General features: G+C 55.6%; 25 protein-coding genes, 1 tRNA gene, 1 other RNA gene and 1 pseudogene. 5 read left to right on the forward strand and 23 right to left on the reverse strand.

Going from position 1 to position 24,461, the window contains the following annotated elements; translation table 11 throughout:
* Nucleotides 1-10: 10 nt before the first annotated feature.
* The 14 genes and pseudogenes from MJO47_RS12575 to MJO47_RS12645 all read right to left on the reverse strand — a co-directional run bounded on the left by MJO47_RS12575 (nt 11) and on the right by MJO47_RS12645 (nt 12,103).
* Nucleotides 11-703, reverse strand: coding sequence for an HAD family phosphatase (locus tag MJO47_RS12575; RefSeq protein ID WP_253961465.1), 693 nt, complete (start codon nt 701-703; stop codon nt 11-13).
* Nucleotides 704-1,003, reverse strand: a complete 300-nt coding sequence (locus tag MJO47_RS12580) for an MTH1187 family thiamine-binding protein (RefSeq protein WP_253961466.1) — start codon at nt 1,001-1,003, stop codon at nt 704-706.
* A gap of 19 nt (nt 1,004-1,022) precedes the next feature.
* Nucleotides 1,023-1,850, reverse strand: a complete 828-nt coding sequence (locus MJO47_RS12585; RefSeq protein WP_253961467.1) for a hypothetical protein — start codon at nt 1,848-1,850, stop codon at nt 1,023-1,025.
* On the reverse strand, nt 1,847-2,899 hold the full coding sequence (locus MJO47_RS12590; protein ID WP_253961468.1) for a hypothetical protein: 1,053 nt from the start codon (nt 2,897-2,899) through the stop codon (nt 1,847-1,849). The genes MJO47_RS12585 and MJO47_RS12590 overlap by 4 nt, the downstream gene beginning before the upstream one ends.
* Nucleotides 2,899-4,689 (reverse strand): c-type cytochrome, encoded by a 1,791-nt coding sequence (locus tag MJO47_RS12595; protein WP_253961469.1) that lies wholly within the window; start codon nt 4,687-4,689, stop codon nt 2,899-2,901. Before MJO47_RS12595 ends, MJO47_RS12590 begins: the two co-directional genes overlap by 1 nt.
* A 191-nt stretch (nt 4,690-4,880) precedes the next feature.
* Nucleotides 4,881-5,615, reverse strand: a pseudogene (locus tag MJO47_RS15665) (endonuclease/exonuclease/phosphatase family protein).
* On the reverse strand, nt 5,612-6,010 hold the full coding sequence (locus MJO47_RS12610; RefSeq protein WP_253961472.1) for a hypothetical protein: 399 nt from the start codon (nt 6,008-6,010) through the stop codon (nt 5,612-5,614). The pseudogene MJO47_RS15665 and the gene MJO47_RS12610 overlap by 4 nt, the downstream one beginning before the upstream one ends.
* A 62-nt stretch (nt 6,011-6,072) precedes the next feature.
* Nucleotides 6,073-6,228: a hypothetical protein gene (locus tag MJO47_RS12615; RefSeq protein WP_253961473.1), complete on the reverse strand. Its 156-nt coding sequence runs from the start codon at nt 6,226-6,228 to the stop codon at nt 6,073-6,075.
* Nucleotides 6,229-6,329: 101 nt separating this feature from the next.
* Entirely contained in the window at nt 6,330-7,571 is a 1,242-nt protein-coding gene (locus MJO47_RS12620; RefSeq protein ID WP_253961474.1) for an SDR family oxidoreductase, read from the reverse strand.
* Nucleotides 7,535-9,427: an FAD-binding oxidoreductase gene (locus MJO47_RS12625; RefSeq protein WP_253961475.1), complete on the reverse strand. Its 1,893-nt coding sequence runs from the start codon at nt 9,425-9,427 to the stop codon at nt 7,535-7,537. Before MJO47_RS12625 ends, MJO47_RS12620 begins: the two co-directional genes overlap by 37 nt.
* A gap of 181 nt (nt 9,428-9,608) precedes the next feature.
* Entirely contained in the window at nt 9,609-10,112 is a 504-nt protein-coding gene (locus tag MJO47_RS12630) for a type 1 glutamine amidotransferase domain-containing protein (protein WP_253961476.1), read from the reverse strand.
* Nucleotides 10,113-10,760: 648 nt separating this feature from the next.
* Nucleotides 10,761-10,835: transfer RNA gene (locus MJO47_RS12635), tRNA-Gly, on the reverse strand.
* A 102-nt stretch (nt 10,836-10,937) separates the two neighbouring features.
* Nucleotides 10,938-11,525, reverse strand: coding sequence for a CDP-diacylglycerol--glycerol-3-phosphate 3-phosphatidyltransferase (gene pgsA, locus MJO47_RS12640; RefSeq protein ID WP_253961477.1), 588 nt, complete (start codon nt 11,523-11,525; stop codon nt 10,938-10,940).
* The gene (locus tag MJO47_RS12645) at nt 11,522-12,103 is read right to left on the reverse strand and encodes a lytic transglycosylase domain-containing protein (protein ID WP_253961478.1); all 582 of its coding nucleotides are present in this window, start codon (nt 12,101-12,103) and stop codon (nt 11,522-11,524) included. The genes pgsA and MJO47_RS12645 overlap by 4 nt, the downstream gene beginning before the upstream one ends.
* 231 nt (nt 12,104-12,334) lie before the next feature.
* Between MJO47_RS12645 and nadB the strand changes: the two genes are divergently transcribed.
* From nadB to MJO47_RS12660, 3 genes are read left to right on the forward strand one after another with little or no spacing between them, the layout of a single operon-like run.
* Complete coding sequence (nadB, locus tag MJO47_RS12650) at nt 12,335-13,933, forward strand: L-aspartate oxidase (protein WP_253961479.1); 1,599 nt, start codon at nt 12,335-12,337, stop codon at nt 13,931-13,933.
* A gap of 20 nt (nt 13,934-13,953) precedes the next feature.
* Nucleotides 13,954-14,226, forward strand: coding sequence for a chorismate mutase (locus MJO47_RS12655; protein WP_253961480.1), 273 nt, complete (start codon nt 13,954-13,956; stop codon nt 14,224-14,226).
* A 3-nt stretch (nt 14,227-14,229) separates the two neighbouring features.
* Nucleotides 14,230-14,436 (forward strand): hypothetical protein, encoded by a 207-nt coding sequence (locus MJO47_RS12660; RefSeq protein WP_253961481.1) that lies wholly within the window; start codon nt 14,230-14,232, stop codon nt 14,434-14,436.
* Nucleotides 14,437-14,564: 128 nt separating this feature from the next.
* Here MJO47_RS12660 and MJO47_RS12665 read toward each other — a convergent pair whose 3' ends face one another.
* A complete protein-coding gene (locus MJO47_RS12665; RefSeq protein ID WP_253961482.1) occupies nt 14,565-15,233 on the reverse strand; it encodes a hemolysin III family protein in 669 nt (222 codons plus the stop codon).
* Nucleotides 15,234-15,316: 83 nt separating this feature from the next.
* Here MJO47_RS12665 and MJO47_RS12670 point away from each other — a divergent pair, with 83 nt between their 5' ends.
* Nucleotides 15,317-16,123, forward strand: coding sequence for a DUF3014 domain-containing protein (locus MJO47_RS12670; protein WP_253961483.1), 807 nt, complete (start codon nt 15,317-15,319; stop codon nt 16,121-16,123).
* 80 nt (nt 16,124-16,203) lie between these two features.
* On the opposite strand, the gene MJO47_RS12675 is transcribed toward MJO47_RS12670, so the two are convergent.
* From MJO47_RS12675 to MJO47_RS12690, 4 genes are all read right to left on the reverse strand, one after another.
* Nucleotides 16,204-16,929 carry a UPF0149 family protein gene (locus tag MJO47_RS12675; RefSeq protein ID WP_253961484.1) on the reverse strand — a complete coding sequence of 242 codons (726 nt, stop codon included), beginning with the start codon at nt 16,927-16,929 and terminating at the stop codon, nt 16,204-16,206.
* Nucleotides 16,930-16,965: 36 nt separating this feature from the next.
* Nucleotides 16,966-17,907, reverse strand: coding sequence for a hypothetical protein (locus MJO47_RS12680; protein ID WP_253961485.1), 942 nt, complete (start codon nt 17,905-17,907; stop codon nt 16,966-16,968).
* 39 nt (nt 17,908-17,946) lie between these two features.
* The gene (locus MJO47_RS12685) at nt 17,947-18,138 is read right to left on the reverse strand and encodes a hypothetical protein (RefSeq protein WP_253961486.1); all 192 of its coding nucleotides are present in this window, start codon (nt 18,136-18,138) and stop codon (nt 17,947-17,949) included.
* A gap of 94 nt (nt 18,139-18,232) precedes the next feature.
* Nucleotides 18,233-20,110, reverse strand: coding sequence for an aldehyde ferredoxin oxidoreductase N-terminal domain-containing protein (locus MJO47_RS12690; protein WP_253961487.1), 1,878 nt, complete (start codon nt 20,108-20,110; stop codon nt 18,233-18,235).
* A gap of 186 nt (nt 20,111-20,296) precedes the next feature.
* Between MJO47_RS12690 and MJO47_RS12695 the strand changes: the two genes are divergently transcribed.
* On the forward strand, nt 20,297-21,634 hold the full coding sequence (locus MJO47_RS12695; RefSeq protein ID WP_253961488.1) for an SH3 domain-containing C40 family peptidase: 1,338 nt from the start codon (nt 20,297-20,299) through the stop codon (nt 21,632-21,634).
* 66 nt (nt 21,635-21,700) lie between these two features.
* On the opposite strand, the gene ssrA is transcribed toward MJO47_RS12695, so the two are convergent.
* The 4 genes from ssrA to MJO47_RS12715 all read right to left on the reverse strand — a co-directional run bounded on the left by ssrA (nt 21,701) and on the right by MJO47_RS12715 (nt 24,461).
* Nucleotides 21,701-22,056: a transfer-messenger RNA gene (ssrA, locus tag MJO47_RS12700) on the reverse strand.
* A 114-nt stretch (nt 22,057-22,170) separates the two neighbouring features.
* Complete coding sequence (gene smpB, locus MJO47_RS12705; RefSeq protein ID WP_253961489.1) at nt 22,171-22,632, reverse strand: SsrA-binding protein SmpB; 462 nt, start codon at nt 22,630-22,632, stop codon at nt 22,171-22,173.
* Nucleotides 22,633-22,637: 5 nt separating this feature from the next.
* Nucleotides 22,638-23,099, reverse strand: coding sequence for a SoxR reducing system RseC family protein (locus tag MJO47_RS12710; RefSeq protein WP_253961490.1), 462 nt, complete (start codon nt 23,097-23,099; stop codon nt 22,638-22,640).
* A gap of 93 nt (nt 23,100-23,192) precedes the next feature.
* Complete coding sequence (locus MJO47_RS12715; protein ID WP_253961491.1) at nt 23,193-24,461, reverse strand: amidohydrolase family protein; 1,269 nt, start codon at nt 24,459-24,461, stop codon at nt 23,193-23,195.

The following is a 24,461-nucleotide window of genomic DNA, read 5'->3' on the forward strand; positions in this document are numbered from 1 at the left end:
ACCAGGCGCGTCAGAGTTTTTGGCTGACCAGCGATGCCAGGTCCCGGTCGGTCATATTCGCCAGAGACGAAACGACTGGCACCTGCAAAGATTCAAGAAAGGATTGCGGATAGCTGTTCGATACGGCCAGGACAGACAGGCCGGCACCGCGGGCAGATTCGATGCCGGCTGGCGTATCTTCTATGACAAGAATACCCTCGGTGGCAAAATCCTCAAGCAGGCCCTTCTGTTTAAGGCGGAAGACCGTAAGCCGGTAGCTTTCCGGATCGGGCTTGCTGTGCTGGACATCGTCCGCCGTCACTACGGCGGCGAAATGATGGGCAATGGCAAGGCTGCCCAGAATAGGCTCGATATCACTACGCAAGGCCCCGCTGCACAGGGCCACGGGCATCGTGGCGGCCAAGGATTTAATGAGTTCGACGACACCGGGATACGGCGTGACCCCCTGGGTGGCAATCTGCCGAAAGGCAGCGGCTTTTTGGGCGATCAGATGGTGCAGATCCGCGTCGGTCAGCTTTTTACCCGCCCGCTCAAAAAAGGCGCGGAAGCCATCCCGGTCATCGAAGCCCATATAGTGTTCGCGATACTCCGGCCAGCTGCAGGAAATACCGAAGGGGGCCAGAACGTCCATGAAGGCCCGGTGATGCAGGGGTTCTGTGTCGACGATAACCCCATCGAAGTCAAAGATCACGGCTTTAAGCATTTACAGTTTATCCTCCACCGATCGCACCTTGCCCGCCATGGTATGACGGGGCAGATCACGCCGATCATCGATTTTAATCAGGGTCGACACCCGTACGGCGCCAGCCTCAAAGGGGCTTTCGTGCATCTGGCGGATGACGGCCAGAATATCGTCCAGGTCGCCCTCGATAACGGTTCCCATCGGGGTCAACTGGTAGGTGAGCCCTGAGCTGCGTATCACCTCGAGACAGCCGGCCACAAAGACTGAAACACTAGGAGTAGCGGTTCCCAATGGCGTAATACTTACTTCCACAACAGCCATGTACAACCTCCCTGATCAGTTAATCGTCAACACGAATCCAGACACGCCCCTCACCCTGGGTGTGGCCCGTCTGCAGACGCACAATGGACGAACTGACCTCGTCCGCCTGCTGCAGTTGCTGGCTCAGATCCACCCACTGACCTGGGGGCAACTCGACCGTCGTTTTGAGCTCCTGAAATTCCAGGGTCTCTTCGCCCTGGGGTCCCTGGGCCATCATGTGGGGGGCCACTTCCAGGAAAATCTTGTGACCCAGCACTTGGGGTCGCACCCAGAAGCCCGTCGTCACTGTCTTGTATTCAACCGTTCGGGAAAACCCGCGGTGCCTGCCGGCAATGACCGCCATGGCCGTCGTAAAAGGGACTTCCCGCCCCAGGATCAACAGACCAGTTTCCCCTTCAAGAACCCGCAGAAACGACTCGGTGGTCTGTTGCCGGTTCCCCAAGGTTCGCTGGCCTTCTGGCTGAAGTGGATCCGATCCCCCTCGGTATAATCCCACCCTGAGATCTCCTGTCGCTCTCGCCCTCTCCTGCCGCAGACTAATTTTCAAAGTTTTCCGGGGTCTATCCAGAGTGGTGATCAGGTCGGTGAGCTCGGCGAGTCGGTCAGTCGAGGCGCGCAGAATCAGCACCGAATCGCTTCCCGTCGCTTTTTCTCCTTCGTTGAGCAAGGGGGCCACCAAGGGCAGGATATCTGCGGCGAAGCGATGCTGCAGCTGAATGACCCGAAAAGCCTCGCTTCTTGCGACCGAAACCTGCCCCAACATCAAGCAGACCAGAATCATCAGCGGCAGCCACCGTGTCAACCGGGCGAAAGCCGCCTGCCATGATGTGAGAGGGCTCGCCTTCATCGAATTTCAACCACCTTTTTGATCATCCAGCCGATACAGAGCAGTCCGGCGACCAGAGACAGGAAAAACACCCACATGGGGGAATATTGAGGCACGACGAGCAGCGACCGCACGGAAAAATAGGGTTCATGGAAACCCATGCGCACATAGGCGCGCATAAAGGACATCAGAACCACCAGGGTAACGGCGAGGCTGGCGGTAAGATAGACCTTTTTCTTCAGCCCCGTCACCAGCACGGCAAGGGCCAGGATAAGGGCGACCAAAAAGATGACCGTCGCCAGCATATCGCCACCCATGAAAATGAGCATCACCTTTTTGGGTAATGCCATCAGGAACCACAGCCCGACCAGTATCTGCACCAGGGTCAGCCAGGTAAAGGTCGTCATTCCCAGGCGCACGGCGGTCGCGGCCATGGCGGCATCCCCTTTTTCACGCCATTTGCCAAAGAGCGCCACAAAGAGTCCCCCTACGGCCAGAGCGCCAATCATAAAATGCAGGTAGCGCGGCAGCAACGTCGGGTCGTTCAGGTTGAGGAGCGTGCCGCCGTCATTCTGAAAATAGGCCACCCACTCGGACGGTAGCAGCATCAGGGTCATGTTGTTGGTGTAGATAAAGGCAATGACAAAAAAGATAAGCAGGGACATCGCCAAGAATATCGTCCCCGCCTTGCCCAGCGCATTGAAACGGAAGTCATAGAGATAGAGCGCGTAGTAGGCCAGAATAAGCAGGGGGATGACCGCCAGCCAGAAAACGGCCATCAAAATAGAGCTGACGTAAAGAAAATGACCGTACAGCACCTGGTTGAACAGCAGGGGCGCCACCCCGAAGTTCACCGTGAAAGCCACCAGAAAGGGCAGAACTTTGGCCAGTTCATGGGCCAGCTGGCGGGAAGGCTCATCTGGCCGGAATCGGGCATAGAGCGCGAGGCCGGCCGAGCCCACCATGGCGTTCATGGCCAGCAGGTGAAAAGGCAGGGTCAGCAGGAGAAGAAACTGAAACCAGCCCCAGGCCACCGGCAGCGTATCGGGTGTGGGAATAAGTGGGCTCATCACAGGACCTCCCGGGATTCTTCCATAAGGTAGTCAGCCAAGGCGTCTTTCTCCTCCTCGCTTGCCTGCAGCGGCGGCATGGCCGGATTGAGGGAATCGAGCCGGTCGAGGGCCTGGCGCAGACGAGTCCGTTCCCATCCGTCGATTTTCGGCAGCAGCGGGTTGTAGTCAGCTCGCAGGCTGTGGCACATGGAACAGTGCGTCTCGAAGACCGATTCGCCTGGATGATGCTCGACCCCGACGACCCGGGATGCAGGCGCATTCAGGGCCAGGATAAAGTCGCTCAACTGGTCTTTTTCCTTATCCGAGCCATAAAAATCGGGCATGGCCGGATTGAGCCCGCTCAGATTGTCCATCCCCTGGCGAATCCGGTCGCGCGACCAGCCAGCAGTCTTGGTCTTGATCAATGCCGCCTCATGGCAGAAAACGCAATTGTCGGCAAAAAGCTGCTCCCCGGGGCTGATTTGGCCGGCTGCCGCTGAAACAGCCACCGTTTCTGCCATCGATTTGCCCTGCAGGCCGCTGTAAATATAAGTCGCCAAGGACCTCATCTCGTCCGAAGTTCCGGCAAAAGGAGGCATGAAATAGCGTCGGTCATGAATAGTTTCCAGATAACTGACCAGGGCTGAAAAGCTCATATTGGCCGTGCGAGGAACAATATCGTTGTTAAAGCCTCCAATGGTGTGGCAGGCATAGCACTGGTTCTTGAACATGTCTTGACCGATTTCAAGCAGACTTTCCTCGTGAAATTCCTGAATACGCACCCATTTGGCGTTTTGCAGAAAACCTTCGGTGTTCAGGCGCTCCACATCCCGCTTGAAAATGCCGTTGGAATACATGACCTCATTGATGACATAAGGTCTTCTCGCCCCCTCCCGCGTCCATTCGAAAGAGCCAATAAACAGAAAAGCGCAGACCATGACGACAGTGGCATAAATGCCATTGTGCCGGGCCGGTTTGGTCAGGGTGAGGAGCAGGCTGACGATCAGGATGCCGACGATGGCCCAGGTCCCCCAGGAGAGAGCCCTGGCAATGGTCGGTGAGGAGCCCTTCACCAGGGCCATGGCCGGTTGCGGCAGCACAGCCACATACCAGAGGCCGCTGGGCAGAGCCGCGAGCAGCGAGCCGAGCACCCATTTGCCCGAAAAAACTGTCATGGTGCGTTTAAGGGAAGCATCCTTGACAAAGGCCGTGGTCACGAAAGCATAGGAGCCAGCCATCATCAAGGCGACAAAGGTGCGGAAAAACAGCGAGGGCCAGAAGGTCGGATTAAAGAAGCCTGACCAGAAGTCACCATCCTGAAGCCACCCTCCAGGCGTAAGCATGAAACCAATAATGCCATTGATGATGAAGAGGCTTATCCAGGCGGCAACAAAATAAATCCAGCCGATAATCTGGTGGTTGCGGTGATCCATGCGCCCGAAGGTGTAGAAGTAGATGAAGAGAGCGACAATCTCCACCAGGAAAAAGACCCATTCCGTCGCCCAGGCGAAGACAAAAGTGTGAATCAGAAACGAGGTGCCGGCAGGTTGCACCAGTGAAATGATAAACCAGATGGCCACACCGGTCAGCCCGCCGAAAACCATGGTCACCAGCAGAAAAAACTTGGTGTGCTTGCGAGTGAAGTCGAGGATGCCCTGATCATTGGCCCGGATTCCCTTGCGTTCGGCCAGAACCAGGTAAAGACCGCCACCAACCGCGAAATGAGAAACAAAGACATGAATAATCGCGATCAAAGCGATCATTGTCCCTCCGCCGATTTCAGGCAGATACCACATGGGATAATTCATATAAAAAAACTCCTTGCTGCCAAGCCCAAAAGCTATACATCAATTACCGGATCTGAAAGATTAAAAATAATAACATGATATTGAGAAAAATCTTAATCTGTCTTTGCTGCCCAATCCTGATTTTTTTTGCTGGGCGGCAATAAGCGCAGATCGACATCAAGTGATGGGTACTGTTGCTGCTGATTGAAGGTTCAGAACGCTGTACTACCTGAATAGCCCATTTCGGCAATCAGGGGCAGATGATCGGAGGCGCTGCGCGCCAACTCCGAACTAGGGACCTCGATGCCGGTTACTTCAAACCCTGGGATTGTAAAGATGTGGTCGATGCGCACCGCCGGGAAACGGCCGGAATAGGTGCCTCTGGGGCGGTGGTTTTGCGCTTCGATTTGTACGTCCTTGAGGCGCCCGGCGAGTCGGCGGTACACAGCCGATGAAGGCAGTGCGTTGAAGTCGCCGCACAGAATAACGGGTTCCCGGCACGGTTCATGTGCCAGTTAGTCATTGCCGAGCAAAGCCATCACTTGCTCCACGCGTTCACGCGGAGGCAGTCCCAGATGGATATTGATGACCTGAATTTCCCTGCCGTTCAGCTCGACTGCGACCCAGAGTGCCCCACGCGGTTCCAGGTGCGGTTTGTCGGCAAGGCCCGGTAGCGGGCCAGCCTTTACCAGGCGTTGCGGCAGATGCGTCAAGATGGCATCGCCATAGCGTTCTTCTTCAGATGTGCAGGGCGGGATGGAAATGAAACTCCATCTCCAGATAGTGGGCAATCAGGTGCGCCTGGTCCATGCCCGCCGTGCGTGAGCGTCCAACATCCAATTTCTGCAGTGCCACACGTCCTGTCTGGCACGAGCGATCACCCGGGCGATGCGTTCGGCATCAATTTTACCGTCCATGCCTATGCAACTGTGCACATTGTAGGTCATGACACGAAGAGTGTCCGTTGTCGTGGCAACTCAAAGTTCAGGTGCTGCGACAGCTTTGCGCTCCGGCTTTGGCAGATGCTGCAACGCGCCTTGCGAAGACCGGTGGGACGCAGACAGGCATGTTGATGTTCAGCCAAGGGAGCGTCCGCCGGCAGCAATGCAAACCCATTGGTCTCTTCAGGCGTTGCGCCGGCGTGGCCGCCGTTCTCTTCGGCGAAGGTGAGCGGTGTGATGCCATCGCGCCACCCAAGCAGGACAAAGTCGCCGGCATCCGGGTGCTCGCAGAGTCGCAACAGGTCTTCGCCAAGCGAATCGACAAATGGATGCTTCGCTCCGAACAACACCTTACAATCTTGCGGAAAGCGGTATTCGGCTTCTTTGGTGCGGGCGCACAATCTGCCCGGAGCCTCCATAGTGAGCACAAGCGGAATTTTATGGGTACACGCCAGTTCTCGGGCTACCACAGCGGTTTCATCACCAGACAGTTCTTGCGGTGAATAAGCGTGGGCGACAGGGCCGAGACAACTAGGAAACCTTCGACGACGCCGAACACGGAACCAGCACCGGTGTTGAACAGCACTCCTGGAAAGACCAGCAGTACCACTACCGCCATGATCAGGATGACATTTAACTCCGTAGAACAAGAATTTGACCTTCCCTACCCTTAGCTGGATTGACATCTTCCGGATAAGTGAGCAGAGGGACAGTGAATATTCACAGCCCCAGCGTTCGCCCCCAGTTGCTTTCCACCGCGTACGTCATGCACTTCTCAAAAATTGCATAGGAAAATTTCGGACAGCGGATTCCTGCTGGCGACAGGGTACGCGCAGCACGGCTGTCATCAAATATCCGCGTGTCTTCGATATAAGGCTGATAGGCTTCCATGTAACGCAGGAAAAGATGATCTAAAGCACCTGGCGTTGGGTCTTGCTGTGCCCGTTGCGCTGAGACACCATCAACACCCATCCCCGATACCTTGAGGAATCTTCCAGCAAATGAAACCAGGTCAGTAAGTGGGGTGTTCTGCGTATTGACGATGTGAAAAATTAAATCTTTTTCGGGAACATTCATAAGTTCAAGAATGGCATCGGTACAATAATCAATCGGGATCAGGTTCACACCCGTTCCCTGCCGTTTCTGAAAACGAATAGGCATGTGAAGCGTTTGAGTGGTGGAATCCAGTGAGATACCCATCTTCCTCGCCTGTTTGCCACCGTTTTCCAGGAGATCTTTCTTGAATAGGTCACGGAGGTAGGCGATGGAGCGAACAGGGTGATAAAGGGCGTTGAACCTAAAGGTCCTGCCTGTGAGGGAGTTCCCGTAAACAACTGAAGGACGATAGATAGAAAGACGCAGGCCATTTCGGTTGCAGAATTCCCGGAGCAGAATTTCCGCCTGGTGCTTGGATTCTTCGTAGGGGTTGAAAAAACCGTGAGCAGGGAAGATGCACTCCCTGCAGGGGGTCTGGGTCCCCTCCCCTACATAGGCCGTACTGATGGCATGAATGCGGCGACAGATACCTCGGTCCACGAATGAAAGGATATTTTTGAGTCCGATGAGGTTGGTTTGAAATATTTCGTTGCGTTTTTTTTCAGAGAAAGACGTACTGCCTGCCGCATGAACAATTTCCTCTGTGTTGGCCTTCAGGAAGCGGGCATCATCCAAAGACAGGTTCAGGTCGGGATCATCCAGATTACCGACGAAAACCTTAATGCGCGCACGCGCGGCCGGGGAAAGCCCGAGCCAGTCCGCAATCCGATTCCAGCGATCATACGCTGTGGTGCCTTCCGCGTTTAAAGCGCGGATCAACAGAAAGACCGAGTGCCCTGCTTCCGCCAGTGCGCCGGCAAGATGGCTGCCGATGAAACCCGTGGCTCCGGTTACAAGGAGACGTTTTTCCGGTTTTGTGCGGCATCGCGTCATAGTGAATATAGGAGATTTTCCTTTCGGCAGCATCCCTGGTTCAAGGTGTACCGGATCCACTGAACACCGGCCACCGTGGCGGATGTTTTTTCAATCAATTCTGCGGCTTCGCCCAGTGCCATCCGGGAGCGCTGGATTTCGTCCGGATCATTTTGATCAAGGTAGAAGTCATATTCCAGAAAAGCACGCTTGCCCAGATCAAGGGGTGAGACAAAACCAAAGTCATTCTTCAAATTGAAGGAATCAGCGATCCGTTTGAATCCACTCACAAGGACGCCAATCACGCCGGGTTTGTCGAGAGGGACATAAAGAATCAACGGGAGCAGGTGTTTCTCCCGTCCCATCCGGGAGCTGAGAATTCGGAACATGTTGAGCCAGACGAGATCGGTCATCTCCGGCCGTTCATAGAGGCGTGTATAGGCGGTCCGAAGGTCTTCAGGAACGACGCTGGCATGAGTCTCGGGTGAGGGCTCCAAGGCGGCCTCAACCAGAGGTTGAAGATCGCTTCGTGCCAAAAGATGAAAGAGCGGCAGTCCATCCCCGTCGTCCAAGGGTTGCAGAATATCGGCGAGGGTGTCATGACTTTTTCCCGATGCCGGCGAAAGTTTTGACAGCCCCAGCATCAGGGTGCGGAACAGGTCATTGGATATAATAGTCCGGTTCATATTTTGCACTGCGGCACGATCCTTGGCGTCCCCCAGAACCATCACCATGAAAGGAGCCCGAAGCATACTTTCGGTGAAATCCTTCACAGTGCGGGCCAGCGTGGCGACTGGTGACATGAATGCAGAGATATAATCGGCTCCCAGCACCCCAAGCCCGAAGCCGATTCTCCGGATGGACAATTCCCGAACCAGGATCAAGCCTTCCTGAAGGCTCTCCACAGGGACCAGGAATCCTTCCTCGTCCGCTGTCGTCGGATACAACTTTATCTGGACGGAGGTGCAAATACCGGCAAGTGGGCGGTCTTCACGGATAAAACGATACGGATGCGCGTCTCTTTTGTCCTTCAGTCTGAAGCGGTCCCCCTGCGGGCTGACCAATTCGGCATCCACATAGCCATCATCGAGTGTTCCGTAGCTGGTGCTGAAAAGAGACATGATCCCCGAGCACATGAGATTGGCGCAAACCAAGGCCGCCGGTTCAGCTACGTTGACCCGGTATCCCCTGGCAAAGGCTTCTTTCTGAAGATCAAAGGCGGAAACACCGGCCCCCACGGTGACACACCAGTTGTCTGTGTCGAAATCCATGTTTTTCAGCCGCTGGGTGTCAATCAAAATGCCATCGGTCATGACAAACCCCATGACACTGGAGCCGTTGCCGCGAACCATGAACGAGACGCCGTACTTATTAGCGACACGAACAATGTCCTCGACTTCTTCGACTGATTTTGGAAGGACCACGGCACGGGGAAGCTTGGGAATGGTCACCGGACAAGGGTCCGAGTAATAAGCGGTGGTGATGGCCGGGTCATTGGATGCCCATCTTGGGCCGGTTATTTCCTGAAGTTCCATAAGAAGGGGATCATGGCTTTTGAGCGACTTATCCTCGAATTCCAGCTGCACAGGTTTACCCGCCGCGAGATGGTCTTCGACATGTTTTTTAAGTTCTTTCATAACCGGCATGGGACGAAGTTCAGAGATAAAATGACACTGCAAATCACAGACTCCGCAAAGAGTGCATGTATCGGCAATATCCACAAGACGTTGCGTCACGGGAAGTTGTCCGGCCGCGATGGCCTTGACAAGGTCCATACGTCCCTGCGGATAATACGAGACGAAATGGTTTTCCGCCCCCGCCGGACAAATCCCTGTTCCAAGATAGTCGATCTTGCACATGGAATAGTGACGGCACTGAGCAGCGGTAAGAGCGGCCTCGTTTGAAATCATGGAAATCCTATATGAATTTATGCGGAAGCTCTTCCGATAAAAATTCTTCTGCCTTCAATAAGGACCGGTGATTAACCAGAAAAAAACCACGATGGGGTCGGAGATAGCAACGGTTTTGACTTCTATCTCGGAAGGGGTTCAATCCCCTCTCTGAACCTGATTATCGCCCCGTATAGTGACGCTAAAGTCCAAGCTGCTTCATGGTTTCGCGCATAAAAGCTGGGAGATCTGAGGGTTGCCGGGACGTTACCAGATTGCCATCAACAACGACCTCTCTGTCCTCATAACGCGCACCAGCCTCTTTCAACTCATCGACCACCGACTTGTAGCAGGTAGCACGTCGCCCTTTCAGGAGATCGGCGCTAATCAAGATCTGTGGCCCGTGACAGATGGCGGTAACCGGCTTACTGCCAGCAAAAAAGCTCCGGGCTATCTCCAGCGCTTTCGGTACTCTTCTCACTTCTGCCGGCGCCTTCCCCCCGGGCAGGAGCAGGATTGCATAATCATCAGGATCGACTTCATCCATGGTTTTGTCCACAGTCACCTCGTACCCATGCTTTCCGGTGATTGCCCCTCGCTTCAGCGAAGCGACCGTCACTTCGACATCGGCTTCTTTCAGGCGGTAATAGGGAACCAGCAGCTCAGAGTCTTCAAAATTATCTGCACTTAAAATCAAAGCCTTCATATCTCCTCCATAAATGAATGTACATTGTGCTCTCCCGACTATTCTTCTGTTTATTCTAAACGGGTCTCGACCCCTTTCAAGTCAATATAAAAAGAACCAATACATATTCAAAAACGCTCATTTATAAGCAGAACTTCTGGTTATACGTTATCCACGGAAACAGAGAGATATCAGGAACAGAATCACCTATCTACCGACACAAACGCAGCAACCTTTTACTCGGCACCTTTTAGCTGCCCGACTGTTCAGTTTGTATTTAAAACCAAAAATACGGATGCACAACGGAAGGCTTCCCTGCACCTCCGTAGAGGCTGGATAGTGCTGTATTTGGGGAGCCGAAAGGCGCGGAATTCTCCATTCCATTTAAAATACTGGAATCGATTGTCCCGGATTTAGAGCTTGATGATTCAAGGGAGGATCAAGCACTAAAACTCGGAGTCATGAATGACCCGCAGCGGATTACCCTGCAATTCCCAAGGTTTTTCGGATACTAACAGTATCGGGTATTTGGGAGAAATGGACATGCGCGTCTGAGGCAAGGGATGAACTTGGCCGATAAAATATGACACTTTGATTAAAACAAGCTTATGTCGTTCAAATTTTCAAAAAAAAAGCCTGGTCGTGAAGACCAGGCCTTGATTATTTTTATGGAGCGGGAAACGGGATTCGAACCCGCGACTTCAACCTTGGCAAGGTTGCACTCTACCACTGAGTTATTCCCGCTCATTTGTTTTGCCCGTCGTTGCGAGCGGGCCTATTAATAGCAAAACGATTTCGGCAAGTCAACAGAAAATTCGAAAAAAAATTTCAGCGGCAATTTTATTATTATCTGGCAATAACTTTAAAGAATTTAAGGAGATAGTCTACCCCTGACCAGACCGTCAGCACCAGGGCGATGATGAAAAAGAAGATACCGACATTGTGCATATTGACCTGCAGCAGGCTCCATTCCACTCCGAAGAACCAATAGATGTCATAATGCAGCAGCAGCGCAATAATGGCCACCATCTGGAAGACGGTCTTGTATTTCCCCAGGGGACTGGCGGCGATAACCACGCCGTCGGCGGCGGCAATGGAACGCAGGCCGGTGATGATGATCTCCCGCGCCAGAATGATGAAGACGGCCCAGGCGGGCACGCGCCCCATGGGAATCATCATGATCAGGGCCGCCATAACGAGGAGTTTGTCGGCGAGTGGATCGAGGAACTTGCCGAGAACGGTCACGATATTCCATTTACGGGCTAGGTAGCCGTCGAGCCAGTCGGTCAGAGAGGCCAGCGCGAAGACCATAGCTGCCCAGAAACTGGTGGAAGGCCTATCAAACAGCAGCAGAACAACCAGCAGCGGCACGGCCCCGACCCGAGCCAGGGTGAGCATATTGGGCAGGTTGAGCAGATCGAGGGATGGCTTCATAACAGGGAGTCCCGATTGATCTGATAGTGATAGAGATACTTTTTTACCCGCTCGACGTAAGTGCGCGTTTCTTCATAGGGGGGAATGCCACCATGGCGCCTGACGGCGCCGGGGCCGGCGTTGTAGGCCGCCAGAGCCAGGTCGAGGCGGTTGTTGAACTGGTCGAGCATCAGCCGCAGATAACGGCTGCCCCCACGGATATTGTCTTCCGGGTCAAAGGGGTTTCTGACACCCATGTCCCGGGCTGTTTCAGGCAAAAGCTGCATCATCCCAATGGCGCCCTTGCGGGAGATGGCTTTGGGATTGAAATCGCTTTCAGCCTTGATGACCGCCTGTATCAGCGCGGCTTCCAGACGATAGAGGTCGGCATACACTTTTATGACCTCTTTGAGTGGGCGGGTGCTTGGTCCTTCCTTCATGTAGAAATTAAAATGACTGGCGGTGGGCGTATTGGTGAAATGAACATTGCCATTGGCGTCGACGTAGCGATAGATGTCCGCCTGGCAACTGGTGCCGAAAAAGGTCAGCACCAGCGCCAAAGACAGTTGAATGACGATGTGTTTTTGCCAAGAAGCCATGAAAATGACCCACCCTGATGGTATTTAAAGTGAAACTATAGGCCAAAAATTCCTGTATTTCAACCAGGTTACTGCCAGAAACGCCGGCGCCAAAAATCTTGACATGGCTCTGGCAGGAGCCGATAATGACGTGCTTTGCAAAATCCGCCCCAACGCGGCCTTAAGCCGCCCGTCTTCCTGCCCGATCGCGGCATGGTCGGCAGGACTGCAACCCTCTCATGAGGTACGACGATGAAAATCACTTCGGATTTCCTGGTTATCGGCAGCGGCATCGCCGGCCTGTCCTACGCGTTGAAAGTGGCCGATACGGGGACGGTGTCCATCATCACCAAACGGACGATTTCTGAAACCGCCACCAATCTGGCCCAGGGAGGCATCGCCTCGGTTTTTTCCACCCAGGATTCCTTCGACGCCCATATCCGCGACACCATGGTCGCCGGCGCCTTCCTCTCCCATGAGGACATTGTGCGCATCGTCGTCGAGAGCGGTCCCCAGGCCATTCATGATCTTATCGACTGGGGGGTCCAGTTCACCAAAAACGCCGATGATACCTATGCCCTCACCCGGGAAGGCGGTCACAGCGCCCGGCGCATTCTGCACTCCAAGGACATGACCGGCTTTGAGATTGAGCGGGCCCTGGTGGCCGCCGTCCGTGCCCACCCCAACATCACCATCCATGAGAACCACATCGCCATCGACCTGATCTCCCAGGCCAAAGCCACGCACCGTCGACTGAAGCCGGACCGCTGCCTCGGCGCTTACGTCCTGGATATCGACAGCAACGAAGTGATCACCTTTGGGGCCCATTTCACGGTGCTGGCCACCGGCGGCAGCGGCAAGGTCTACCTCTATACCTGCAACCCGGATGTCGCCACCGGCGACGGCGTCGCCATGGCCTACCGGGCCGGGGCCACCATCGCCAATATGGAGTTCATCCAGTTCCATCCCACCACGCTCTTTCACCCCCACGCCAAATCGTTCCTGATCTCCGAAGCGGTACGGGGCGAAGGAGCGATTCTCAAGCGGCGCGACGGCACGGCCTTCATGGCCTCCTACCATGAGCTCAAAGATCTGGCCCCGCGGGATATCGTGGCTCGAGCCATCGACAACGAAATGAAGACCTACGGGGACGATTGCGTCTTTCTGGATATCACCCATCGGGGCGCCGATTACATCAAGGATCGCTTTCCCAATATTTACGAGACCTGCCTCTCCTACGGCATCGACATGACGAAGGAGCCCATCCCCGTCGTGCCGGCGGCCCATTACCTGTGCGGCGGCGTCAAGATCGACACCTTCGGCGAGACGGACATCCAGAATCTCTTCGCCATCGGGGAAGTGTCCTGTTCCGGTCTGCATGGCGCCAACCGGCTGGCCAGCAACAGCCTGCTCGAAGGGGTGGTCTATGCCGACCGGGCCGCCAGCCGTTCCCTGGAGAGGCTGGCCGACAAACAGGCGGACTTCCCCTCTATCGAAGCCTGGGACTCAGGCAGCGCCACCGACAGCGACGAAGAAGTGGTTGTCGCCCACAACTGGGACGAAATCCGCCGCTGCATGTGGAACTACGTCGGTATTGTTCGCTCCACCAAACGCCTGACCCGGGCCTTGCGCCGCATCAAGATGATTCAGGAAGAGATCGCCGACTATTACTGGGACTTCTACGTTACCTCGGACCTCATCGAGTTACGCAACATCGCCACCATCGCCGAACTGATTGTGCTGTGCGCTTTGGAGCGCAAGGAGAGTCGTGGCCTGCATTACACCATCGACTACCCAGAAACCGACGATATTCACTGGAAGCACGACACCCTGATGCGCAAAGAATTTTAGCCCCCAGCCTGGAGAGACCCTTGGATATCGATACCCTCAGGGAAGAAATCAACCGACTGGACGACGAATTGCTTAAAATTTTCAACCAGCGCGCCGACCTGGCCCTGAAAATCGGCGAGATCAAAAAGGAACGGCAGCTGCCCGTCTATGACCCCGAGCGGGAGAAGCGCATCTTCCAGCGGATGAAGGCCATGAATCCGGGCCCATTGGAGGACGAAGCCATCGTCCGTCTCTTTGAGCGTGTCATCGACGAATCCCGCCGACTCGAACGCATTCGCACGAAAGGACTCTAGCCCATGCTCGTCGTCATGAAAAAAAGTGCCTCGGAGGAAGAACTTAGCCAAATCAAACAGTTTCTGGTCGACCACGACTTCGATTTTCATCAATCCACCGGCGCCAACCGGATTATCATCGGCGTTATAGGCGAAACCAGGGATTTTGACGCCCAGAAAATCAAGGCACTGCCTGGGGTCCTCGAAGTCTTTAAAATACCTGAAGAATAACCTTACTCCTGCAAAGTCATGCGGACGGCCAAGAATCCAGGGGCCGTCCCGCATCCCTTCCCAACCCTCCCCTCGCCCACACCATTCTCGCCGTCGGCAACGCTATTCCAGATACAACCGCCGTTTATTCAGACCTTAGGGGGAATTACGTAAAAAAGGATAGCCAGATAGTGAAAGAAACTGCCGGCCAGCACGAAAAGATGCCATATGGCGTGGTTGTAGGGGATGCGATCGATAGCGTAGAAGAGGACGCCCAGGGTATAAGCCACCCCGCCCGCCACCAGCCACAAGACTCCCGGCAGGGGCACGGCGGCCAGCAGGGGGTTGATGGCAACGATCACCAGCCAGCCTAAGCCGATATAGAGCAGAGGCGCGACAATGCGCAGGCGATGGGGCATGAAAGCCTTAAAGATCATACCGGCAACGGCCAGGCCCCAGACCGTCCCGAACAGGGACCATCCCCAGGCCCCATTGAGGCTGACCAGGGTAAAGGGCGTGTAGGTTCCGGCAATCATGAGGAAGATACTGGCGTGGTCGAGTATACGAAAAACGTACCGGACGCCGGGAGTACGCACCGTGTGATAAAGGGTTGAAAGCGTGTAGAAGGTGATCAGTCCGGTGCCGTAGATGGCGCTGCTGGTAATGCGCCAGGGGTCGGAGGTCCGTGCAGCTGCCACCATCAGAACGACGAAACCGATCACACCGACCAGCGCCCCGAAACCATGGGTCAGGCGGTTAGCCAATTCTTCCTGTTCAGAATAGTGGACCAGGCGGTCCGACCATCGAATGTTCTTCACTGGAAAGTGCTTTCTGGTTGAGGTACCCTGAAGACAGTTTGAACCTTGGCTATTTCACCCCTTGTACCGCGAGAGGAACCTGTATGAAAAAATCGACCATGCTGGCCACCTCCCTGGCCCTGGTGCTGGGCCTCATTTTTCTGCTGTCCCTCTGGAGGGATCTGTTTACCCCCTCCCCGCCCGAACCAGTCCGGCAGGCGGTCGTTCACCCCACCCCGCCGCCAGCGGATGAGGCGCCGCCCGTTCTTCATCCGGCTCCTGAACTGCCGGCCAAAAAGGTGGAACCCATCCAGCCTCTGCCTGCCCTGGACGACAGCGATGCCGCCATGGCGACGGAACTCCGCGGGCTGGCCCCCGAATCGAGCCCGGAAGACCTGTTCATTCTCGACCACTTCATTCGCCGCCTGGTCCTGCTGGTCGACACCCTCCCCAAGGCGCAACTGGCTACCAACCGACTGCCCTCCCGTCCGGTGGCAGGCTCTTTCCAGGTTGACGGCGAAGAGGATCAGGCTTTCATCCATCCGGAAAACGACGAGCGGTATGCCCCTTTTGTGCGTTTTGTGGAGGGATTGGACGCTGAAAAAGCCGTCGACCTCTACGTGCGCCTCTCCCCTTTGTTTCAGCAGGCTTACCGCGACATGGGCTACCCTGAAGGTTCCTTCAATGACCGCCTCATGGAAGTGATCGACCATCTGCTGCAAACGCCGACGGTGGAAGAGCCCATCCGGGTGAAACGCCACGTCGTGCGCTATCGTTTTGTTGACCCTGAACTTGAGTCCCTGTCGGCGGGCAGAAAGATTCTTCTGCGCATCGGCCCGCAAAATGCCCTGAAAGTAAAGAGCAAGTTGAGCGAGATCCAGGGGCACCTGCTCCGACTGCCGCCAAACTGAGTTTTAAGCTGAAAAGGCGATCAGAAATGATCGCCTTTTCAGTGCCGCTGGATTCGGGTTGACAGAGGGAGCCCCTCCATTCAATTCAGGCCACAGCACTTTTTGTATTTTTTGCCGCTGTGGCAGGGGCAGGGATCGTTTCGACCCGGCCTTCCGCCGGAAGTCACCACAAAGGAGGGCGCTTCGCCGGCAGCCCCTTCGCGTTGCCCCATCTGCAGAAAATCGGCGTAGTCCTGCAGGGATTCCACGGCCAGGGCCAGCTGTTCCAGCAATTGGGTCCAGACTTCCCTGATTTCTATTTCGTCTTCACCGACCCCTTCGAACAGCTCGGGTAGTTTTTCCGGGTGAGCCACCCCGAGAACGATCAGAAGACAATTCATGACCGCTTCCCGATCGTCATCCATTTCCGTCTTTTCCAAGGCTTCTTCCGGCATCCACAGATAGGCACGCCGCGCCAGGGCCTTGTCGAGTCCGGCCGCCCACTTTTTAACGGCTGAAAAGTCATTCGCCTTCTGACTCGCCAAATCAAAGGGAAAATCAAGTTTCGTTTCTTTGCGAAGGGCCTGGAGGCGATGAATCGTTTCCGTCAGGGAAGCAAAAAGCCGATCCGATTCGGCCGAGTCCGGAAAGGCCGCCAGGGATTCCCCGAAAATATCGGCAAACCACTCACCCGGCTCCGTGCGATCCGGCGTAATCGCCAGGCCAAAGAGGTAGCCCTCCAATTGGTCGAGGCCCATGGCCTCCTGTGGATTCACGGCATGGGCCAGCAGGGTTTTAAGTGACTCTTTTTCACTTTCAGTTAGCATGAATAACCTATCGAATATGGATTGAATTGGGAGATATCAGCGATTTTTGCCAGACATCCTTTCGCGCATATGCATTTCCGCCATCAGGCCGAAGTCCGGCGCGAATACCAGCCGCCCCAGCCGCAAAAGCCCCCAGAGAAAAAAAAGCGGCAACAGGATGGTATTAAGTACGAAAATAACGACAAGTTGGATCAATTGGTCAAAGATGCCCGTGGTAATCCGCTTGATAGCCTCAAGGCGTTGGCGAAAATCCAGGACGCTCAGACTCTGTTCGGCGGCCTGGTTCAAGGCCTGGCGGGTTTTTTCAAGCCAGCCGGCAGATTTTTCAGGTAGGTGAATCGCCGCGACGCCCTCGTCAGGAACCACTGCTTGAAGTGTTTCAAGATCGCGCTTTACCTCATTGATGGTCTCATCGTACCGCTGTTCCAGGACCGCACCGTAGGCGGCATTGTTGATCCAGGCTATGGCCGGCACACAAAAGCGGACCAGCAGCACCACGAGCAGCAGGGATTTACCCAGACGGGCAAAGTTGGCGGCAAACCGCTCAGGAGACCACAGAGACATCAGGAAAAAGACCAGAGAACCAACCAGAAGAACCTGGATACTCAGCCAGGGACTGATCTCGATGAGGACCTTCTGGATGCCGAGGGAGGCCAGGCAAGCCAACATGACCCAGGAAAAACGCTCCACCAGATCATTAACCGGATCAAGGGCCTGGCCGAGAGCCAGGGTGACGCCGACGCCAGCCGGCTGCACCATCAACTCGCTCTCCTGCACTACGGAGATAACCGCGTTGATGGTACGGGCAATAACGTAACTTCCCCCGGCCCGCACCAGGGCCTCGTTTACATAGGTCAGGGCGGCGGTATCGACGGACTGGAACAGGGCATTGTCGTACAGCACCCCACGCGGAGTCGGGAGCAAAGAAAAAAGGAGAAAGACGACGAGGACGCCGCTCAAAAGGAGTTTTTTGCGCATATTCTCCACCGCCGACAAATCAGATCAGCTCCAATAGCCTTACCCTAGTGACTTTTCGAGGGCCTGATAGAAATAGATGCTGCTAATGATAGTGACAACACATATGGTTGAGGAAAACAGGCTGATCCCCACCATCACCAGCGCCACCTTGCGATGCCGGGCCCGCCAGCTCAACCAGGCCAGAATGCTGCAGAGAATAGCCAGCGGAATCAGAAGCATCAGAAAGAGCATGAAAAAGAAACCTCCCCAAGAAACTTGGGGGACGATAGCACAGAGCCTTTTTCCCTGGCAACCCCTGCCCTGCCCGCAATCTTACGCTCCGTCTCTAAAAAAACTCCCGCAGGCTCTCGTCGATCCCCATGAGCGTCTCGTACCAGAACTCCCGGGCCGCTTCCACTTTGTCCGTGGCAAACCTCTGCAACCACTCCTCCAGACGGGGGTCCGTCTCGCCATCCACAGTTTTTTTTCGTTTTAAAAAGGTGTGCAGGTAATCGATATTGCGCTCCGACTCCCAGAAGATGGGGCTGTTGCGGCTGTTGAGACGGCTGGCCAGTACGGAGACGGCTCGCTGGTAGGCTTCTTTGCACTCATAGAGCGCCCCCATGACCTCGGGGAGCATTTCTTCGGCCCAGCCCCGGTGGAAACGACAGGTGCCGAGATTGTCGAGGATGAGTTCCTGCTTCATGCGCTCGGCGCACATGCGTCCCAAGGTCCGCGGCGGGATGAAATCGTAACTGTAGATCATGTAGTATTTGCCCATGATGGCCATGGGCGTCAGCACCCCGGCTACCCAGTACTGGTTGGGAACCATCCAGCCCCGACGATTGAAGGCGACATGGACCAGACTGTCATGGAGCTTGACCCCCTTCCGGCGTGAATGCAGGCGGCTCCATTTGCGCACCCCCTCGCGGAAATCGAGGATCCCCCGCCGCTCCAAAATGGCGTCGATAAGATCGCAGCCAAGTGCCGCGTTGTGGAGGGAATCGGCCACGACGTCGAAGGCAGACCAGGTCCAGCGGGGTTTGTCCTTTACACCAAGTTCGGCTGGCGTCAACACCCCTTGATCAAGGAGATCCATCAGCCAGGCCAGCACACCGCCGCCGGAAATGGCATCGAAACCCATGGCGTCGCAATGTCGGTTGAGTTTTTCGGCCGCCCGTTGATCAAAGATTCCGCAGAGGGGCCCCAGGGTCTGATAAGGTTCGTAATCCTTTTTATACTGCCCGTTCAGCTTTTTGCAGACAGCAACACAGGGTTCACCGCAAGTAGCCTGCTGTTTTTTACGGATGGTCTCTTCGTTGAACTGCTTCAGGTAGTGATTCAAAACCAGATTTTGGTGCAGGGCCAGGCGTTCTTCTTCGCTCCAGAAAATGGTGCGGTAGTTAAAAGCCAGAATCCGTCCCCCCATGCCGGCATAGTTGACCCCGAAGGTGCCCCCTGTCTGCAGTTTTTCGTCGTATCGATATTTGGTGGTAACCTCCAGATCCTTCTGCATCAGATGAAGGTTGTATTTGTTACGGAACCATTCGTCGACCACCTTGCGGTCGCGAAAATCCTCGTTGACCGAAGTGCCACCATAAATGATGGCCACGATACCGTGCTGCTGCACCATGGCGCTGCCGAATCCGCCACGCCCGGCCCAGGTATCGACGTGGCTGATTTTCCCTTTGTTGATGGGCACAGACATGATGCCACCCATGTCCGTGGAGGCGGCAGCCGGACCGGCAACCAGAATGCGCGGGTCCTTCTCGTAACGTTGGCCGAACATCTCATAGACCCGGTCGGTCATGGCGTAAACGCCCTGGCGTCCAGATTGCCAGATTGCCATCGCTTCCACCGGAACCACCTCGACCTCGATCTCTTCCCCATGATTGCGGTTGAGAAAAAGCACCGAGGGAACCGGCGCTTTGCCAACGAGGCTGAGCATGTTGATACCCAGATTATCGAAAACCAGTCCTGCTCCCCCCATGGAACTGATGTAATACCCTTGCCAGCAGGGAGAATAGCCCGTCACCATCAGTCGGTTGGATCCAGGAAAAATCGAACCGGCAAAGAGGCCAACGCCGAAGTTGAGACTGCGATACGCCTCAGCCATATGGATACCAAGATCGACCGGCCCAAAATAACGATCGAATCCATACTTTTTAAGGCGATAAAAACCGCTGGCTGCATCGACCAGAAGAACACGCTGGAATTGAGACATCAAACACCTCGGGGTAAAATGCAGGGTGGTTAACTTCCTTAGCCGATATTCTATCCCCTCCTGAAAAAATGGCCAGCCATGATTTCAACAAGAGGACAGTAGCCAAAGCAGAACGAAGGATTTATCATGTTGAGGCAGGCGGTTCTGTTTCCCATCTGCATCTTTCAGCGACAAGGATTCGTCCCGATGATACGCCTATCACGATTTTCAGTCACAATCCTTCTGTTGGTTCTGTCGTTGACGGGATGCCAGCCCAACCTCTCCCAGAGCATCGTCCGGGACCTGATCCTACTGCCCCAAAGCCCTCTCGCCTACCTGCAGGACGACGATAAACAGCGGCCTCTTCTCCCGGAAGAGAAACAACGGGAGCTGGCGGCGCAATTTCTAGAGGAGCATTATCGCCCTTGGCAGACAGAAGAAAAGCGCATCGGCGCCAACCACCCTTTCTGGGCCATTGATTGGATGAGCAAAGGCGAGGTTTACGCCGCCAACCTGCAGCCCCTCGACGCAGAACGCCGGGAGACACTCACTCGTCAGGCCAATGCCGGACAATATCCCAGCCTTGATCGTCGCGCTGTCACCCTGCGGCGGGTCGATGTGCGGGCCCTGCCTACCCACTCCCCCCTGTTTAACGACCCAGGTCAAGCCGGTCAGGGCTTTCCCTTCGATCTGCTGCAGCATGGTGTCCTGCCCGGCGGCACTCCTTTGCGAGTTACCCATCAGAGTCTCGATGGCGATTGGGTTTTCGTGGATACGGCCCTACTCTACGGCTGGATTCCCCTCAGCCAACTGGCCTGGATCGATGTACCCCCCGGTCAGATGACCGCCTCAGCCAGACATGTCGTTATCACCCAGGATGAGGTCCCCCTGCAAGACGCCAACGGCGCCTACCTTTTCAGTGCCAACATCGGCACCATTCTGCCAGTAAGTGACAGCACCCTGTCGAGTGACACCGTGCTTGCTCCCGTGGCCGACCTCAATCGACAGGCCCATTGGGTTGAAGTCACAATTCCCCACGACCAGGCCGAACCCTTCCCGCTGGTGCTGACCCCACACAAACTGGCCAGCCTGGCTGAACGTTTCATGGGACAGCCCTATGGCTGGGGGGATAGCTACGAGGGCCGCGACTGTTCAGGAACCATCCGGGACCTCTTTGCCCCCTTCGGGCTCTGGCTGCCGCGCAATTCCGCCGATCAGGCCCAGGTGGGCAGAGTCGTTCCCTTGGCAGAGCAGACTCCCAAGGATCGCGAAAGGACTATCCTCACAGAAGGAAGGCCCTTTCTTACGCTGATTCAGCTACCGGGCCACATCATGCTCTACCTGGGTGAATACAAGGGGCACCCCGCCCTGCTGCATACCTTCTGGGGCGTGCGCACCAGAACCTTAACCGGTCGGGAAGGTCGCTGGATTGTCGGAAAAACCGTGATCACTACCCTGCAGCCAGGCGCGGAGAAAAACGGCCTCTTCTTAACGATAGGTAGTCTACGCGACCGGGCCATGAACATGAATTTGCTATTTGACTGAGGAAGTTCGTTCAAACTGCCCAAATGCACAAAAGGACGACCCCGGCTGGGATCGTCCTTTTGAATTTGGTGGAGGTGGCGGGAATCGAACCCGCGTCCGAAAACCTTTCACGTAAGGCTTCTACATGCTTAGTCGGTGTTTTGAGTTTAACCCGGAGCCGCTCCCACAGACAGGATTTGAACCGGGCGAGTCTGCTTTATTTCGCCCCTGCACCGCAGTCACTTGCAGAAGCTAGCCCACTAAATTGACGTCTCAGACCCTACGCGGGCGATAAGGAAAGAGACGAGGCAGCAATTAAGCTGCCAGTGCGTACGAAACGTCAGAGTCGGCGTTTGTATTGTTGCCAGTTTTTTAACGAGGCCCACTGGCGTCCCCGGCATGCCACCTTCGCTTCCGATCCCCGTCGAAACCTTGACACCCCCTTTGAAATATACGGAGTTAAGCGAATTGGGTGAGGTGCTACGTCAACACCTCATAAACTTGTTTAACATTTATATCACAAGTGTTTGAAAAACGCCAGAAAAGTTTTACTGGACCTACTCCCCGTGCCTCACGTTCTTAAAGGCCTTGGCCATCTCGCGGTCGGCTTCTTTCTGCTTGAGAGATTCGCGCTTGTCGTGCAGCTTCTTGCCCCGCCCGATCCCGATCTCCAGCTTGACACGGCTGTCCTTGAGATAAATCTTGGTCGGCACCAGCGACAGGCCTTTTTCTTCGACCTTGCGGATGATTTTGTTGATCTCTTCGCGATGCAGCAGCAGTTTGCGTACCCGCGTGGGGTCGACGTTCTCGCGATTGCCCTGCTCGTAAGGACTGATGTTCATGTTGTTGATGAAGATCTCCCCGTCCTTGATGCGGCAGAAGGATTCCTTGATATTGACCTTGCCCAGACGCAGAGACTTGACTTCGGTGCCGGTAAGGACCATGCCGGCCTCGTAGACCTCGTCGATGAAATAGTCGTGGTAGGCCTTTTTGTTATTGGCGATAATCTTGATTCCCATAAATCCTATCCGCCCGCAGGCAGGTCTTCGTCGTCAACAATCTGGGTAATGTGAGGCATGAAGGATTCGCGAGCCAGGGTGCGGGTTCCTATCCGGATAATCAGGAACGATCCGACTAGAAAAGCGACCCCGATGATCGCGGAGAGAAGATTGGGATCGGGACCGTTTTCCAGCCATTCACCGACGGCCAGACCGGCGACAGCGCCGATAACCAGCGCAATCAGGGGAACGATATACAGCATGAAGGACGACTGCAGAAACGTCTTGGTGCTGGTAACGAGACGTACCCGGTCCCCCACCTGGGCACCGAGGCGATTATGCGCTTCGACCAGCATGGACTTGTTATCGTTGCCGACCTGGCACAACCCGTTGGAAGCGCAGTGTTTGCAAAAGGAGCCTTTTTGGCACAGGACAAGGGCCACGGCCTTACCCTTGATCTCGACAACGGTACCAACCTCTTCCATCATGGGACACCTCAGAATATCGTCGGGTTCCAGCGGCGAAGTCAACTTCCACCCTGCCTCAACCCGGTTTTACGAAGGTCGAATTATACGGGGTGATCAGGCTTTTTGCAAGACATCCCTGCCACAGAGGTAGAGGCTGCTGACCTCTTCACTGCGGCCAGGCTGGCAGAGAAAATCAAGGAGCCCAGCCGCGCAAGGCAGCCGTTGCGGACGGAGAATCTGGAAGTGTGCTCCGTAGCCCGCCTGCAGACAGCCCATCTCGCCCTCAAGGCCAAGGGCACGAGCTCCTTCGCTGGTAGCCATGCGCAACAATTCGGCTGGGGTAAGAGTCCTGCCGAACCAGTCGAGGGCGAAGACCATTTCGTCCCAGATGGACAGGGTGTCGCAACTGGCCAGACTGTCGGTGCCCAGCACAAGAGGCACCCCAGCCTGCCGATAAAGAGCCACGGGGGCCTTGCCCACACCCAGGCGGGCGTTGGAGCGGGGGCACAGAGCCAGAGTCACCTTTTTTTGACGCAGCAGACGGATGTCCTCTTCATCCACCTGAACCCCATGCGCCAACAGGGTTGATGGAAGCAGACCACCACGCTCGTTCAGATAGGAGGCAGGGGTGCGATGGGCTGGCGGAGGAACTTCCTGATGCCAGCCGACATAAGGATAGAAAACATTCGCAAGATCGCCGACAGAGGAATCGAGAAAGGCTCTTTCCTCGGCCGATTCCCCCAGATGGATGGACAGGGGAGCCTGCTGACGCCTGGCAAAAGCCACCACCTCTTCCATGTACCGGTCGGATAAAGTGTAGGGTGAGTGAGGCGAGAGCCCGAGAGTCAGGTGCCCCGCCATGCCCTCGCGCAGAATATCGCCGACGGCATGCAGCAGCCGCCGTCCCTGCTCAGGATGACGGCCGAGGGTTTCCAGAAAGAGGGTGCCAAACAGGGGAGCCTGTCGGTAGGCAAGGCGGGCGGGAAACCAGGAAAGGATATCGCCCACGGCACCGGTGCCGGCGGCCAGGCACCGCTGGATGCCGTCTTCCAGGGAAGGCAGATAAAGCTGCGGGTCGAGGCCGCGCTTGACCCGGACGACCTGCAGAATCCAGTCGACAAAGGACGCCGGGGTGGCAGTCTCTCCCTTGCGCCTGGCCCAGTCGGAAAAATGGGTCAGTTCGAGGTGAGTATGGGCGTTGACCAGCGGCGGCAGCAGGATACCATCGGGAAAATCGACTTTATGGGCCTGGGGATAGACTGCCGCCAAATCCGGACGGGAACCGACGGCAAGCAGGCGTCCATCCCGCACGGCGATGGCACCATCCTCCAGCGGTGGCGCACTGATAGGCAGAACAAAGCGAGCAGCATAGAGAGTAACCAT

This window comes from Desulfuromonas sp. KJ2020 (genome assembly GCF_024197615.1).
GTDB lineage: Bacteria > Desulfobacterota > Desulfuromonadia > Desulfuromonadales > SZUA-540 > SZUA-540.

Coding starts and splice junctions, on each gene's coding strand:
- MJO47_RS12575 (WP_253961465.1), bottom strand. CDS start 703: ATGCTTAAAGCCGTGATCTTTGACTTCGATGGGGTTATCGTCGACACA.
- MJO47_RS12580 (WP_253961466.1), bottom strand. CDS start 1,003: ATGGCTGTTGTGGAAGTAAGTATTACGCCATTGGGAACCGCTACTCCT.
- MJO47_RS12585 (WP_253961467.1), bottom strand. CDS start 1,850: ATGAAGGCGAGCCCTCTCACATCATGGCAGGCGGCTTTCGCCCGGTTG.
- MJO47_RS12590 (WP_253961468.1), bottom strand. CDS start 2,899: ATGAGCCCACTTATTCCCACACCCGATACGCTGCCGGTGGCCTGGGGC.
- MJO47_RS12595 (WP_253961469.1), bottom strand. CDS start 4,689: ATGAATTATCCCATGTGGTATCTGCCTGAAATCGGCGGAGGGACAATG.
- MJO47_RS12615 (WP_253961473.1), bottom strand. CDS start 6,228: ATGGCGGTAGTGGTACTGCTGGTCTTTCCAGGAGTGCTGTTCAACACC.
- MJO47_RS12620 (WP_253961474.1), bottom strand. CDS start 7,571: ATGCTGCCGAAAGGAAAATCTCCTATATTCACTATGACGCGATGCCGC.
- MJO47_RS12625 (WP_253961475.1), bottom strand. CDS start 9,427: ATGATTTCAAACGAGGCCGCTCTTACCGCTGCTCAGTGCCGTCACTAT.
- MJO47_RS12630 (WP_253961476.1), bottom strand. CDS start 10,112: ATGAAGGCTTTGATTTTAAGTGCAGATAATTTTGAAGACTCTGAGCTG.
- pgsA (WP_253961477.1), bottom strand. CDS start 11,525: ATGAAGCCATCCCTCGATCTGCTCAACCTGCCCAATATGCTCACCCTG.
- MJO47_RS12645 (WP_253961478.1), bottom strand. CDS start 12,103: ATGGCTTCTTGGCAAAAACACATCGTCATTCAACTGTCTTTGGCGCTG.
- nadB (WP_253961479.1), top strand. CDS start 12,335: ATGAAAATCACTTCGGATTTCCTGGTTATCGGCAGCGGCATCGCCGGC.
- MJO47_RS12660 (WP_253961481.1), top strand. CDS start 14,230: ATGCTCGTCGTCATGAAAAAAAGTGCCTCGGAGGAAGAACTTAGCCAA.
- MJO47_RS12670 (WP_253961483.1), top strand. CDS start 15,317: ATGAAAAAATCGACCATGCTGGCCACCTCCCTGGCCCTGGTGCTGGGC.
- MJO47_RS12675 (WP_253961484.1), bottom strand. CDS start 16,929: ATGCTAACTGAAAGTGAAAAAGAGTCACTTAAAACCCTGCTGGCCCAT.
- MJO47_RS12680 (WP_253961485.1), bottom strand. CDS start 17,907: ATGCGCAAAAAACTCCTTTTGAGCGGCGTCCTCGTCGTCTTTCTCCTT.
- MJO47_RS12685 (WP_253961486.1), bottom strand. CDS start 18,138: ATGCTCTTTCTGATGCTTCTGATTCCGCTGGCTATTCTCTGCAGCATT.
- MJO47_RS12690 (WP_253961487.1), bottom strand. CDS start 20,110: ATGTCTCAATTCCAGCGTGTTCTTCTGGTCGATGCAGCCAGCGGTTTT.
- MJO47_RS12695 (WP_253961488.1), top strand. CDS start 20,297: ATGATACGCCTATCACGATTTTCAGTCACAATCCTTCTGTTGGTTCTG.
- smpB (WP_253961489.1), bottom strand. CDS start 22,632: ATGGGAATCAAGATTATCGCCAATAACAAAAAGGCCTACCACGACTAT.
- MJO47_RS12710 (WP_253961490.1), bottom strand. CDS start 23,099: ATGATGGAAGAGGTTGGTACCGTTGTCGAGATCAAGGGTAAGGCCGTG.
- MJO47_RS12715 (WP_253961491.1), bottom strand. CDS start 24,461: ATGGTTACTCTCTATGCTGCTCGCTTTGTTCTGCCTATCAGTGCGCCA.